Annotated in this window: 8 protein-coding genes; 4 read left to right on the top strand and 4 right to left on the bottom strand. The window is 46.3% G+C overall.

All coding sequences use genetic code 11. The features are described from left to right. Positions 1 to 158 precede the first annotated feature (158 nt). Both DXN05_RS02655 and DXN05_RS02650 read left to right on the top strand, forming a co-directional pair. Complete coding sequence (locus tag DXN05_RS02655) at positions 159 to 3,344, top strand: SusC/RagA family TonB-linked outer membrane protein (RefSeq protein ID WP_116845649.1); 3,186 nt, start codon at positions 159 to 161, stop codon at positions 3,342 to 3,344. Positions 3,345 to 3,390: 46 nt separating this feature from the next. Next, entirely contained in the window at positions 3,391 to 4,815 is a 1,425-nt protein-coding gene (locus tag DXN05_RS02650) for a RagB/SusD family nutrient uptake outer membrane protein (protein ID WP_158559105.1), read from the top strand. Between the two features lie 252 nt (positions 4,816 to 5,067). On the opposite strand, the gene DXN05_RS02645 is transcribed toward DXN05_RS02650, so the two are convergent. The 3 genes from DXN05_RS02645 to DXN05_RS25195 form a co-directional block, all read right to left on the bottom strand. Next, entirely contained in the window at positions 5,068 to 6,213 is a 1,146-nt protein-coding gene (locus tag DXN05_RS02645; RefSeq protein WP_116845647.1) for a TlpA disulfide reductase family protein, read from the bottom strand. A gap of 14 nt (positions 6,214 to 6,227) precedes the next feature. Then, positions 6,228 to 7,676 (bottom strand): Asp-tRNA(Asn)/Glu-tRNA(Gln) amidotransferase subunit GatB, encoded by a 1,449-nt coding sequence (gene gatB / locus DXN05_RS02640; RefSeq protein ID WP_116845646.1) that lies wholly within the window; start codon positions 7,674 to 7,676, stop codon positions 6,228 to 6,230. 205 nt (positions 7,677 to 7,881) lie between these two features. Beyond that, positions 7,882 to 8,835, bottom strand: coding sequence for a PDZ domain-containing protein (locus DXN05_RS25195; protein ID WP_116845645.1), 954 nt, complete (start codon positions 8,833 to 8,835; stop codon positions 7,882 to 7,884). A gap of 245 nt (positions 8,836 to 9,080) precedes the next feature. Here DXN05_RS25195 and DXN05_RS02630 point away from each other — a divergent pair, with 245 nt between their 5' ends. Both DXN05_RS02630 and DXN05_RS02625 read left to right on the top strand, forming a co-directional pair. Next, positions 9,081 to 10,088 carry a sensor histidine kinase gene (locus DXN05_RS02630; RefSeq protein ID WP_116845644.1) on the top strand — a complete coding sequence of 336 codons (1,008 nt, stop codon included), beginning with the start codon at positions 9,081 to 9,083 and terminating at the stop codon, positions 10,086 to 10,088. Next, complete coding sequence (locus DXN05_RS02625) at positions 10,088 to 10,804, top strand: LytR/AlgR family response regulator transcription factor (RefSeq protein WP_116845643.1); 717 nt, start codon at positions 10,088 to 10,090, stop codon at positions 10,802 to 10,804. Before DXN05_RS02630 ends, DXN05_RS02625 begins: the two co-directional genes overlap by 1 nt. A gap of 57 nt (positions 10,805 to 10,861) precedes the next feature. Here DXN05_RS02625 and alaS read toward each other — a convergent pair whose 3' ends face one another. Continuing rightward, positions 10,862 to 13,495: an alanine--tRNA ligase gene (gene alaS / locus DXN05_RS02620; RefSeq protein ID WP_116846369.1), complete on the bottom strand. Its 2,634-nt coding sequence runs from the start codon at positions 13,493 to 13,495 to the stop codon at positions 10,862 to 10,864. Positions 13,496 to 13,562 lie beyond the last annotated feature (67 nt).

Below are 13,562 nucleotides of genomic sequence, written 5' to 3'. Positions count from 1 at the left end.
ATTTAATCCCGGTTACGCCATGGCGCCCGGTCAACCCTTACTGTTTCTCCAAAACAGCTTCCAGCTTTCAACGGATAGTCGTATTCCCACGCTTCAAAAAAAGATGCCAGTCTCCCTTTCGTAACTAACACATTCGTTTTTTAAATCAAACCGTAAATATGAGAAAACTGCTATTCCTCATGTGCATGTGTCTGTGCGTCACATTCGCCCAGGCACAAACCCGGCAAGTAACCGGTGTAATCAGGGACGATAACGGGAAACCGGTTGCCGGTGCTACTGTTAGCGTTAAAGGTTCCAAAACTTCGGCCGTTACCAAAGAAGACGGCTCATTCTCCATTACTGTACCCGACAATGCAAAACTGCTGCAAGTAAACTTTATTGGTTATAAAACCGAAGAAGTAGTATTGGGCAGCCATTTTACCGGCAATGTTCAGTTAACTGCTTCCAACAAATTGCTGGATGAAGTGGTAGTAGTGGGTTATGGTTCAAAATCAACCCGCGAATTAACCGGTTCTGTGTCAAAAGTGGCAGGCGATAAAATCGCTAACGAACCTGTTACCAGCTTTAACCAGGCATTAAGCGGTAAAACCGCAGGCGTACAGGTAAACATGTCGAGCGGTACACCGGGCGACCGTACTTCCATCAGGGTAAGGGGTATTAACTCTATCACTTCTTCTTCGCAGCCATTGATCGTAATCGACGGTATTGCGCAGGTAGATAACGTGAACCTTAACAGCTTTAACAGCGGTAACGGTACACGTTTCGATCCGCTGGCACTGGTTAACCCCAATGATATCGAATCAATCGAAGTACTGAAAGATGCCGGCGCTGCTGTTATCTACGGTTCAAGAGCAAGCAACGGTGTTATCCTGATCACAACCAAAAAAGGCAAAAGGGGTAATGTAAAAGTGAATGCAGAATCAAAATTTGGTTTTTCTTCTGCACGCAAACTGCCTTCTTTGCTGAATGTGGATGAGTTTACGACCATCTCTAACGAAAAAGTAGCCAACAGGTATGGTACCGATGCTTCAACAGGTTATCCTGTGGCACGCCCCAGCGATATCAACGGTGATGACAAAGAAGACCGCACCGATTGGCTGAAAGAAATTTACAGAACAGGCAACACTTACGATAATTCTGTATCATTCTCCGGTGGCGCAGATAAAATTGCGGTATTCGGTTCTGCACGTTACCTGAAACAGGAAGGCATTATCATCGGCAACCAGATTAAAACTGGCCAGGGCCGTTTGAATATGGAGATTACTCCTAAAACCTGGTTCAAATCAGGCTTACAGCTCTCTTATACCAAAACGCTGAACAACGGTGTATTAACCGATGGTTATATTGCCGGCGCCAGCATTTCAGGCTGGGCAGCACCTCCAAACGTTTCAGCCTACGACCCTAACGGTCCGCTGGGTTTCAACATTTCAAACAGGGGATTGCTTTCACTGGGTAACAACGTAACCTCTATCACTGTTCCCAATACTATTTCTATCCTGCCAAGTGCTTCTTATTATGTGAACGTGCCGGCTGCCATCAAAAGCGGCAGAAACGACAACACTGCACAGGATATCAGGGCAAACATCTATGGCGAATTACAGCCAATTAAAGGTTTGCGTGTAACCACCAAATTCGGTATCCAGTCACTGTCAAACTTTGAAGACCAGTATACTGCTCCTTATATCTCCGGTTTAGGTCTTACCTATAACGGCCTTGTACAGGATCAGAACCGCAACTTTAACCAGTGGGTTTGGCAGAACTATGCATCATACGACCAGACTTTTGCAAATGTGCACAAAGTGGGCGCTGTTGCAGGTATCGAAAACCAGTACAACAAATACAACGAACTGTTTACCGGTGCGGCCAACCTCACCGATCCGTTCTTTACACACATCATCAACGGTGCGTACACCAACACACAGCCAGGCAGCACTACCGTACTGGATAACACCGGCGGTGACCTGTACAGCTACGGTTTGATATCATACTTTGGCAGGTTGAACTATAGCTATGCCGGCAAGTACATGATTGAAGCGTCATTCAGAAGAGACGGATACTCTGCATTTGCTACCGATCACCGCTTTGGTAACTTCCCCAGCGTTTCAGCTGGTTGGGAAATCACCAAAGAAGCTTTCATGCAAAACATCAAGTGGCTCAATTTCCTGAAATTAAGAGGAAGCTATGGCCAGGTGGGTAACTCTGGCGGTATTAAAGCATACGCTGCACGAACCCTGTTTGGCGGCCGCTCTTATACCAGCCTGAATGGTCTGGCTATTACACAGGCCGGTAACCCCAACCTCCAGTGGGAAACTGCAAAGAAAACAGATGTGGGCATCGATGCGGGTTTCTTCAAAGGCAGGTTAACTGCAACTGTTGAATACTTCAACAACAATATCGATCACCTGTTGCTGCAGGCTCCTGTACTGTACACAGTGGGTATCCCCGGTGCGAGCATTTTCTCTAACATAGGTGCTATGACCAACAAGGGTATTGAAGTTACCATTAACGCAACACCGGTTAGTACAAAAGACTTTGTGTGGAATACTTCATTCAACTTCACTTCACTGAAAAACCGTGTTAATGCATTGGTGCCTTCTAACAACAATGCAGACATCACCGGTGCGTTTAATTATACTGTTGCACACGTAGGCAGCGCACTCGGCGAGTTTTACCTGCCCAGGTGGGCTGGCGTAGACGCCAACACCGGTAATGCTACCTGGTATGCAAAAGACAATTCCATCAAAATGTGGGATTTCGCTTCACAGTCATGGACAGATGGCAAAGGTGGTAAAGTAAGCGGCTTAGGTATCAATGATTATGTATACACCGGCAAATCCGGCCTGCCTAAATTCTATGGCGGTTGGGACAACAGTGTGTCGTACAAAAACTTTGACCTGGGTGTAAGCATCACTTACTCTGGTGGTAACTATGTATACAACGCTACCAGGGCCGGTATGCTGACTAACTTTTTCAGCAACAATTTTACCGATGTGCTGAACCGCTGGCAGAAACCCGGCGACAAAACCGATATCGCGCGTTTGTATGCCAATGATAACACTGCTTACTCAGCATCCACCCTGTTCCTGGAAAAAGGTGACTATATCCGTGTAAGAACCATTACACTGGGTTACACCCTGCCAAAAATATGGATGGACAAAATTGGTTTCGACAAAGTACGTGTATATGCACAGGCATTTAATCCATTCCTCATCACAGGTTACAAAGGCCTCGATCCTGATGTAAACTATCAGAATGCCAACGTGAGCAACATTTCGCTCAGTGTTGACAACAGGGCTACGCCACAGGCTAAAACCTTTACAGTGGGTTTAAGCTTTGGTTTCTAATGTGAATTGTATAATGGACAGCGGCGTAAGCCACAAATTGAAAATCATGACAAAAAGAACAACTTCTAAAATAGCATTTGCTTTCCTGGCGCTGGCCTTTGCAGCGTCCAGCTGTAAAAAAAGCACTTTGTTCGAAGCGCCACTGGATGCTTTGGACCCTTCGCTGGCGTTCAGCTCAGCAGACAGGATTGAGAAAACTGCCATTGGTATGTATGATGGTTTGCAGAACGCCAACTACTTTGGCGGCAGGGTATTGATTTATGCCGATCAGCGCGGTGTAGATGAATCACCCAACACTTACTTTGGTAACATCGGTTTTATTCCACAGCTGCTGGCTGGTGATGGTACCGTAGGTGCTGCCTGGCGCGATGCTTATAACTCTATTTACCAGGCCAACTATTTTCTGCAGAACTTCCCTGCAAATACACCCCTGGTTTCTCCTGAAAAGGCCAACCAGTACATTGGTGAAGCAAAATTCATCAGGGCGCTGGTATATTTTTATACAGAAAACCTGTGGGCGCAACCCTATAACAAAAGCTGGAAAGCCGGTGATACCACTACCCTGGGTATACCATTGGTGTTAACCGTAAGTGCCGACCCTTTTGCTGCCAGCAACCAGGTTCCGCGTAATACCATTAAAGAGGTGTATGCACAAATTGAAAGCGATTTGCTCGATGCAAAAGCCAAGCTGCCTGAGCCGCCCGCCGATGCGTTTACCCGTGTAGCAAGGGCTAACAGAACTTCTGCCCTGGCATTGCTGAGCCGTTTGTACCTGTACGAAGGCGAATGGGCTAAAGCTGCTGCTTATGCCGATTCTGTGTTCAAATACAATAGTACACTGGGTTTGAATGCTTCTCCTGAGCAGACATTCCAGGCGCCTTACACAACAAAAGAATCTATTTTCTCTGTTGCCATGAACGGTGCCGATAACCCCAATACCAACAACTCACTGGGCCAGCACTATGGTGCAAAAGCCAGGGGCGACATCAACATTTCAAGCGATTATGTTAACCTGATGGATACCCTGCACGATGCACGCTACAGGAAACTGATGCAGGTGGTGAGCAAACTGTACTGGACTACAAAATACCCTGGTATTACAACCGACTTCGTGCCTGTAGTACGTTATGCAGAAATCCTGCTTACCAAAGCCGAAGCGCTGGCACGTTTAAACTCAGGTGTTGATGCAACAGCACTGGCACTGGTTAACCAGGTGCGTGCAAGGTCAAATGCAGTATTGCCCATTGTTGCCACCACACAGGACGAGCTGATCAATGCGATTGTAACCGAAAGGCGCATTGAGCTTGCTTTTGAAGGTCATGGCGTGTTTGAATTCCAACGCACAGGACGTGATATTCCAAGTCACTACAACCAGCCGGTGACCCCTTGGGCTTCACAAAGAAGTGTGTTGCCTATTCCTGACTACGACAGGCAGAAAAATCCTAACCTGGCTCAAAACCCCGGTTATTAATTTTTCCAAACAGTTATCATACAAAAGCCATCCCCGCAAAGGGATGGCTTTTTTGATGAATAATGAATCAATGTCGTTTAGTTAACAGCCCCTTTGTGAACTTTGTGGGTTTTCACTTTGCGTTCTTTGTGGTAAAAAATATCAATCACGCTTAACTAAACGGCATTGAATAATGAATGATCAATCGTGCGCAATAAAAAAGACCCGTTTGCAACGGGCCTTTTTATATTTATTATGTTTTGTATTGGCTGTTTATTTCAGCACCTCTGCCAGCTTCTGCTGTAAAGCCTGTTCTCTCAATCCGCTTGCGATAATTTTCCCGGAAGGATCAATCAGCACATTAAAAGGAATAGCATTAAACTGGAAAGTATTCACTGCCTGGCTTTCCCAGAATTTAAGGTCGCTGATCTGTGTCCAGTTCAGCTGGTCTTTCTGGATGGCAGCCTGCCATGCGTCTTTTTCTTTATCAAGTGATACACCCAGTATCGCAAAGTTTTTATTCTTAAACTGGTTGTAAGCTGCTACTACATTGGGGTTTTCTGCACGGCAGGGGCCACACCAGCTTGCCCAGAAATCAACCAGCAGGTATTTGCCTTTAAAGCTGCTGATGCTTACCGGTTTACCGTTTACATCGTTCAGCGTTAACTCAGGCGCCTGTTGGTTTAACAGCGGATAAGCACCCTCACCATCTTTAGGGGCACTTGCCTGTACAGCCAGTACGCTTTTTAATTTGGCCAAACCGCTGTGGTCTTTAAAACGGCTGCTGGCTTCATCTGCCAATGGTTTCAGTTCGGCCGGCGTCATTGATTTATTGCCCAGTACCAGTGCATAGTAAATTGATGTAGGGCTTTCAGATGTTTTGATAAAACCTTTTACTTCATTGTTCAATGCATCAACAGCAGTTTTGCGTTGCAGGTCAAGTGCGGTGGCAATGCTGTCTGCACCTTTGTGTGGCGGTGTTTTCTGCAATGAATCCAGCTGCTGGAAGATAGACATCAGCGTAGAATCTTTCTGGCGGTAGCTATCGAAAAAGGCATAGAGTTTTTCTGTAGCAGGTGAGCCTTCCACTTCGGGCTTACGGAAATTAACTGCATCGAAGTGCACACGTATTTTCGGGTTGTCATTGATAAAAGCCATTTGCGGTCCGTTATCAAACGTAATACGGTACAAACCCTCTTCTTTGCTGATGGCATGCATTTCAAAACTGCCATCCGGTTTCAGGGTAGTGCTGTCGATAGTTACAGGTGCATTGCTGGTAAAAGGCAATTCCTGTAAAAATACTTTCGCAGCAGGTGCGTGATCAATTTTGCCACCTATCGCAAATGCACCATGCTTTTTTTGCTGGCAGGCAGTAAAAACTACTGCTGTTGTTGCCAGTATTGCTATCCATTGCTTCATTACTTGATGTATTGTTATTTTAGTTTTTCCTGTAAAAGACCGGTTACCAGTTTCGGGTCAGCCTTGCCTTTGCTTAATTTTTTTACTTCACCTACAAACAAGCCAATCAGTCCTTTTTTGCCTTTTTTATATTCGGTTACTTTATCGGGCATATTGCTGAGCGCCTGGTTTACCCACAGTTCCAGTTCACCGCTGTCGCTTACCTGCAGCAGGTTTTGTGCTGTTGCTACCTGCAGTGCATCTGCATCCCGGTGTTTAATAAGTTCGGGTAATATTTTGGTGGCAGCAGCTGAAAAGCCTACGCTGCCCTCATCTACCAACTGCAACAGGCCTGCCAGCTGTTGGGGCGTTAACGGGAAATTGCCGAAGTCGAGTTTGTTCTCGTTAATGTATTGCCTGATGGGACCGGTGATCCAGTTGGCAGCTGCTTTGTAGTTGTTTGAAATGGCGGTTACTGCATTGTAGTAATCTGCTGTTTCCTTGTCCATACACAATTGCGCGGCGTCATATTCAGACAAGCCGTATTGCTGCTGGTATTGCTGCAGCAACTGTTCAGGCAGGGGGGGAAGCGATTTTTTTATACCTTCCACAAACGCGTCAGACAACATAAAAGGAGCGAGGTCCGGCTCAGGAAAATACCGGTAATCATTGGCTTCTTCTTTTTCGCGAATCGCGAAAGTGGTATCGGTAGCTGCATCAAAACTGCGTGTTTCCTGTTTAACAGTACCGCCGCTTTCAACCAGTTCAATCATACGCACCACTTCAAACTCGATCGCTTTTTTTACGTTGCGGATAGAGTTGAGGTTTTTTACTTCCACCTTGGTGCCCAGCTTTTGTTCACCTTTCAGCCGTATCGATACGTTGGCATCACAGCGCAGGCTGCCTTCTTCCATATTGCCATCACAAATGCCCAGCCAGCGAACCAGCCTGCGTATTTCGGTAACATACTGGTAAGCCTCATCTGCCGTATGCAAATCCGGCTCGGTTACAATTTCAATAAGTGGCGTGCCTGCACGGTTGTAGTCAATGCAGGTATACACCTCATCCATATCGTGAATGCTTTTGCCTGCATCCTCTTCCAGGTGAATGCGGTTCAGGCGTATAAAACGGCTGTCATTACCCGATTTTATCAATACCCTGCCGCCATCACAAACAGGTGTGGTGTGCTGCGAGGTTTGATATCCCTTGGGTAAATCGGGATAGAAATAATTTTTACGTGCGAAATAATTGTTTTGGGTGATGGTGCAATTACACGCTATACCCATACGTATGGCATATTCAACTGCCAGGCGATTGGTTTTGGGCAGGGTGCCGGGATGGCCAAGGGTAATAGGGCTCACCTGTGTGTTGGGCGCTGCACCGAAACTGGTGGCATCGCCGCAAAACAATTTGCTTGCAGTGGCCAGCTGTGCATGTACCTCAAGGCCGATGACGGTTTCGTATTTGTCGGAATAATCACTCATTGTGCTAAAAACTATTGCTGTATCAGTATTCAGTACGCGAAAATACCTATAAGCGCTGATATTAAACCCCGCTGCGGCAAATGAGTGAACTGTTAAAAAGAAAAACCACCGTAAAAACGGCGGTCAATAGCTGGTGCACATGGAGCGTGCTGCACAAAGCAGCTCCGGAAATACGCAAAATGCGCTTTCCGAAGCTGCAGATGGGTTAGAAATTCGCAACTTTCAGCCTTTTTGGAAATTTCAGGCTGGTTTGCTGCGATTGGTTATTGCGGAGGTACGTAATATCATAGCTGGCGCCCTCTTTTACATCACCCAGGCTGTTGCGGGCATCGTCAATGGAGTTAACCGGTTTGCCGTTGATGGCTGTAATTACATCATCTTCCTTTATACCGGCTTTGGCTGCAGGCGAATCATCGTCTACATCCAGCACTTTTACACCCTTGCCTTCTTCTGTTTCCTGTAACTGTATACCTGCATGCAAATGGCGTATGTTAAACTCAAACTGGTTAAAATTCAACTTAGGCAATTCGAAATTGGCATCGCCATCCATATTAAACTGGTAGTTGAAGTTCACACTGTTTTTGCCAAGTACTGCACTGGTGGTACCGGCCTGGCCATCGCGCAGGTAACCGATGGTGATGCTGTCTCCGGGCTGGTGTTTGCCAATCAGCGATACCAGGCTGGTGGTATCTGTTACCGGTGTGCTGCCAATGCGGGTAATCACATCATTTTCTTTTAAACCGGCGCTGGCAGCAGCACTTTTTTCATTCACATCCGTGATAAGTGCCCCTTCTTTTGAGGGCCTGGTTACCACACCCAATACCGCATGGTTCATATCAAGGCGCGGGCCTTTAAAAAATTTTACACCGCCCGGTCCCATCGGGCTTTCCGGGAACGGGTGCACGGTTACACGCGGGGCTCTTCTGCGTACTACCTGTATATCCTTACCATTGTACTCGCTGGCCGCTTTGCCATTAATGGTCATCTTATCTCCGTCAATAACAATTACATACTTTTCCTTTGACGATTCACCCTTGTGGATAATGATATCCTCATTGTTCTTGATGGAGTTGTCTTTCTTATCAGCCTGCGCATGGGCGGCAATGCTGGCAGTGGCAAAAAGCGCAACAGCAGCGGATTTAAACAGTGTTGAATACATATGATGAATTTTGTACGAAATGCTTAGTAGATCAAATCTAAGGAAAGTTTTTCAAATACGAAATATTTCGGAAATGTTAAAAACACTGGTGTAATGTTTGAAATTTAAAGTTGGAATGTGTACTTGCCTGATGGGTGATACCCGGTTGCCGGTTATCCCGGTTGGCAGAGCAGGAGGGCAGGTTGGTAGATCGGGAAATGAAAAAAATTACCGGCTCAGTAGCTTTAAATCTTTAAATTAAACGCATGAACAAAAAGCAGAAACTTGTACTGCATTTACTGGTCTGGTACTTTAATCTGTTTTACGACAATACAGTAAACCTGAATTTTCACAGCTGGACAAATCCGCTCACCTACAGTATGACGATTGTAGGGATCGTGGTTTTTTATGTGAACTATTTCCTGGTATTTCCCCGCACCATGAAAAAAGGCCGTTACGTGTTGTGGCTGGCAGCCGCTTTATTGAGCATGGTGTTTGGCGCGGGTGTGCGTTATTTAATAGAAGAAGTGATTTACCCGCACACCATTGGTGTAAATAACTATTACGGAGATTACACGGCGCTGTTTTACATAAAAGACAACCTGCATTATATTGCTCCCTGGGTGGTGATCAGCGTACTGGTATCTGCCCTGGAAGAGTGGATGCAAAACAGGCAGGAACGCAATGAGCTGGCAGTTCAGTCTAAAACAGCAGAACTGTCTTTTTTGAAATCGCAGATCAACCCGCATTTCCTGTTTAACAGTCTCAACAATATTTATTCGCTGGCCTATAAAAAATCAGACGAAGCACCTGAAGCCATTTTAAAACTATCCGGCATTATGCGTTACATGCTCGAGCAAAGCCAGGCCCACCAGGTGCCCCTGCAAAAAGAGCTGGAGTACATGCATGATTATATTGCTTTACAGCAGCTGCGTTTTAAAAACGGATCGGCCTTTACCATGGAAGTGCATGGCGATGTAAACGGGCAGCAGATTGCACCGTTGCTGCTGATCAGTTTTGTTGAAAATATTTTTAAACACGGCGATGTAACCGATACCGGAATGCCCGCACGCGTGCAACTGCTGGTAAACGGAAACGATCTTGTTTTTAAAGGAGAAAATACCATTAAGCTGCAGCAGAAAGATCATGTGAGCGGTATTGGCCAGCAAAACGTGAAACGCAGGCTGGATTTGCTGTATGCCGGTAAATACGATTTGAAAATTGCTGAAAAGGAGAACCGTTATTATTCAACCCTTAAACTGGTACTTGCCTGATGATACGTTGCATGGTAATAGATGATGAACCGCTGGCGCTGGAACTGCTGGAAGCCTACATTAGCAAAGTGCCTTTTTTACAACTCGCTGCCACTTATACCAACCCTATTGAAGCGTTTGCCAGGCTGGATGGCATTGACCTTATTTTTTCTGACATACAAATGCCTGAGCTCACCGGCATGCAACTGGTGCAATTGCTCAAAGGCCGTATAAAACTGGTATTTACCACCGCTTATTCTGAATATGCCGTGCAGGGATATGAGCATGATGTGATTGATTACCTTGTAAAGCCTTTTTCGTTCGACCGGTTTTTAAAAGCAGCACAAAAAGCGCAGCTGGTTTTACAGGCCGAGGGTACACCGGCTGCAATGCCCGCCCAGCCTGCAACTGCTGCCAATGACGACTATATTTTTGTAAAAACCTCGAACCGGCATGTGAAAGTGAACATTGATGATATATTGATGATAGAGGGATTAAAAGATTATATCGCTGTGGTTACCGCTGCTGAAAAGATACTCACCTTGCAAAACATGAAATTTGCAGAAGAACTGTTACCCGCAGGCAGGTTTATGCGCGTGCATAAATCCTACATCGTGGCACTCGATAAAATCGACGCGATTGAACGCAACCGCATCTTTTCCGGCAAACACGTAATCCCCATCGGCGACACCTACCGCCAGCAATTTTTCGATGTCATCAGCAAAAGGAATCTTTAAAAACAATTGTTCCATCAAGCCATTTAACCATAAAAAAAGCGGCATAAGCCGCTTTTTTTATATCAGTCCTTTTACTTTTTCTATTACCTGCGGAAGATTCCCCGCATCCTGCCCGCCGGCTGTGGCCAGTGTTTTCTGGCCGCCGCCGCCGCCTTTAATCAAAGGAGCAATGTGTTCCTTGATTATTTTAGGCGCTTCCAGGTTTTTAGCCGCAGCGAATGTTTCATCGAGCAGCAGTGCTACCTGTGCCTTGCCGTCGATATTGGCAGCGAGTACCACCACATAAGCGCCATTGGCCGCCAATGCTGTTTTAAAATCAAAGCACAGTTTCTTCAGGCTGTCTGCACTGCCTGTTTCTACAATGCTGCCGATAAACTGCGTGCCGTTTACCTGTGTTACCTGTTGCAGCAAGGTTTCTTTCAAAGCTGCCAGCTGTTTGGCTTCCAGGCTTTCGAGGCGTTTTTTCAGCTCGCTGTTTTCGGTACCCAGGTTTTCAATGGCTTTCAATACCTCTTTGGGGTTTTTCAGCGCTTCTTTTATCTGCTGCACCAGCGTAAACTGCTCGTTAATATATTGTTCTGCTGCATTGCCTGCCACCGCTTCAATACGGCGCACACCGGCTGCAACAGCGCTCTCGTGTTTAATTTTAAAGAAACCCAGCTCGCCTGTTGTGCCTGCATGGGTACCCCCACATAACTCGATAGAGTAGTTGGGATCAATGACTACCACGCGCACACGGTCGCCATATTTTTCACCAAACAGGGCCATGGCACCCAATGCAATGGCTTCGTCTTTGGGCATTTCCCTGATCACTACGGGAATGTTCTCCCTGATCTTCTCATTCACAATCTGCTCAATCTGTGCAATCTCTTCTTCAGTTACCTTGGCAAAATGTGAGAAGTCAAAACGCAGTTGCTCGTCGTTTACCAAGCTGCCTTTCTGTGCTACGTGTGCACCCAGCACTTTGCGCAAGGCCGCGTGCAGCAAATGCGTAGCGCTGTGGTGCGCAGTAATGGCTTTGCGGCGTGCCGGGTTTACGCTGGCCAGTACAGGTGCTTCCATATTGGCAGGCAGCTTTTCCGTGAATTGTATGTACAGGTTGTTTTCTTTCTTGGTGTCGATTACTTCGATTTGCTCACCGCCAAAATCCAGTGCGCCGGTATCGCCTACCTGCCCGCCGCTTTCGGCGTAAAAGGGTGTTGCAGAAAGTACCAGCTGGTAGGCTTCCTTGCCTTTTGCTTTTACCTTACGGTATTTCAGTACTTTGGTTTTGATATCGAGTGAATCGTAGCCTACAAATTCAGTAGCAGATTCATCATTCACAACCACCCAGTCTTCTGTGTCGATGGCTGTAGCAGCGCGGCTGCGGTCTTTCTGCTGCTGCATCTCGGCTTTAAAGTCTTCTTCGTTTACCGTGAGTTTGTTCTCTGCAGCAATCAGCTGTGTTAAGTCAAACGGAAAACCATAAGTGTCGTACAGTTCAAAGGTTTCTTTACCGCTGAGCTGTTTATTGCCGTTGCTGGCTGTTTTTACAATATCATCAATGCGTTTCAGTCCTTTTTCCAGTGTGCGTAAAAAAGCTTCTTCTTCTTCACGCACTACTTTGCTTACAAAGCCCAGCTGTTGTTTCAGTTCTGGGAACACGGTTTCAAACTGGCCGGCCAGCAATGGCATCAGCTGGTGTAACAGCGGTTGTTTGTAATCCAGGTAGCTGTAATAGTAACGTACGGCCCTGCGCAAAATGCGGCGGATTACATAACCTGCACCGGTGTTCGATGGCAGCTGGCCATCGGCAATGGTAAAGGCAATGGCCCTGATATGATCCGCAATTACGCGAAAGGCTACGGCTTCCTTGCTGTCGCTGAAATCGTATTGTTTACCGGTGATTTGTGCGGTAGCGGCAATGGTGCCGGTAAAAACATCCGTATCGTAATTGCTCTGTTTCTGCTGAATAACACGTACCAGGCGTTCAAAGCCCATACCTGTATCCACATGTTTTTCGGGCAATGGTTCAAGACGTTTGTCTTTCAAACGGTTGAACTGCATAAACACGTTGTTCCATATTTCAATTACCTGCGGATTGTCTTTATTGATCAGGGTACTGCCGTCTACCTTGCTGCGCTCTTCATCGCTTCGGCAGTCCACATGAATTTCAGAGCAGGGGCCACAGGGGCCGGTATCGCCCATTTCCCAGAAATTGTCTTTTTTGTTGCCGTTTAAAATACGCCCGGCCGGAATCCATTTTTTCCATTCGTTGTAGGCTTCGTCGTCACGATCAAGTTTCTCTGCAGCATCGCCTTCAAAAATGGTTACATACAGGCGGTCTTTGGGTATTTTGTATACTTCGGTAAGCAGTTCCCAGCTCCAGGCAATGGCTTCTGCTTTAAAATAATCGCCAAAACTCCAGTTACCCAGCATCTCAAACATGGTATGGTGATAGGTGTCTACACCCACTTCTTCCAGGTCGTTGTGTTTGCCGCTTACACGCAGGCATTTTTGTGTATCTGCTACGCGTTTTGCCGCAGGTTTGCTGTTGCCGAGAAAGTAATCTTTAAACTGGTTCATACCTGCATTGGTGAAAAGCAGGGTAGGGTCGTTCTTTACCACAATCGGGGCCGAAGGAACTACCTGGTGACCTTTTGATGTAAAAAAATCCAGAAATTGCTGTCTTATCTCGGCACTTGTTGCCATAAAATGAATCATTTTTTTAGAATACTAATTCAATTGCAAGCCTTTATCTTTGCTGGCTTACGAAGGG

The organism is Deminuibacter soli (assembly GCF_003412455.1).
GTDB lineage: Bacteria > Bacteroidota > Bacteroidia > Chitinophagales > Chitinophagaceae > Deminuibacter > Deminuibacter soli.
The sequence above is the reverse complement of the archived record's forward strand: the minus strand, read 5'-3'. Positions and strand labels throughout refer to the sequence as shown.

Bases quoted from the DNA above. Each gene is read 5' to 3' on its own strand.
- DXN05_RS02655 (WP_116845649.1), top strand. From the start codon at position 159: ATGAGAAAACTGCTATTCCTCATGTGCATGTGTCTGTGCGTCACATTC.
- DXN05_RS02650 (WP_158559105.1), top strand. From the start codon at position 3,391: ATGACAAAAAGAACAACTTCTAAAATAGCATTTGCTTTCCTGGCGCTG.
- DXN05_RS02645 (WP_116845647.1), bottom strand. From the start codon at position 6,213: ATGAAGCAATGGATAGCAATACTGGCAACAACAGCAGTAGTTTTTACT.
- gatB (WP_116845646.1), bottom strand. From the start codon at position 7,676: ATGAGTGATTATTCCGACAAATACGAAACCGTCATCGGCCTTGAGGTA.
- DXN05_RS25195 (WP_116845645.1), bottom strand. From the start codon at position 8,835: ATGTATTCAACACTGTTTAAATCCGCTGCTGTTGCGCTTTTTGCCACT.
- DXN05_RS02630 (WP_116845644.1), top strand. From the start codon at position 9,081: ATGAACAAAAAGCAGAAACTTGTACTGCATTTACTGGTCTGGTACTTT.
- DXN05_RS02625 (WP_116845643.1), top strand. From the start codon at position 10,088: ATGATACGTTGCATGGTAATAGATGATGAACCGCTGGCGCTGGAACTG.
- alaS (WP_116846369.1), bottom strand. From the start codon at position 13,495: ATGGCAACAAGTGCCGAGATAAGACAGCAATTTCTGGATTTTTTTACA.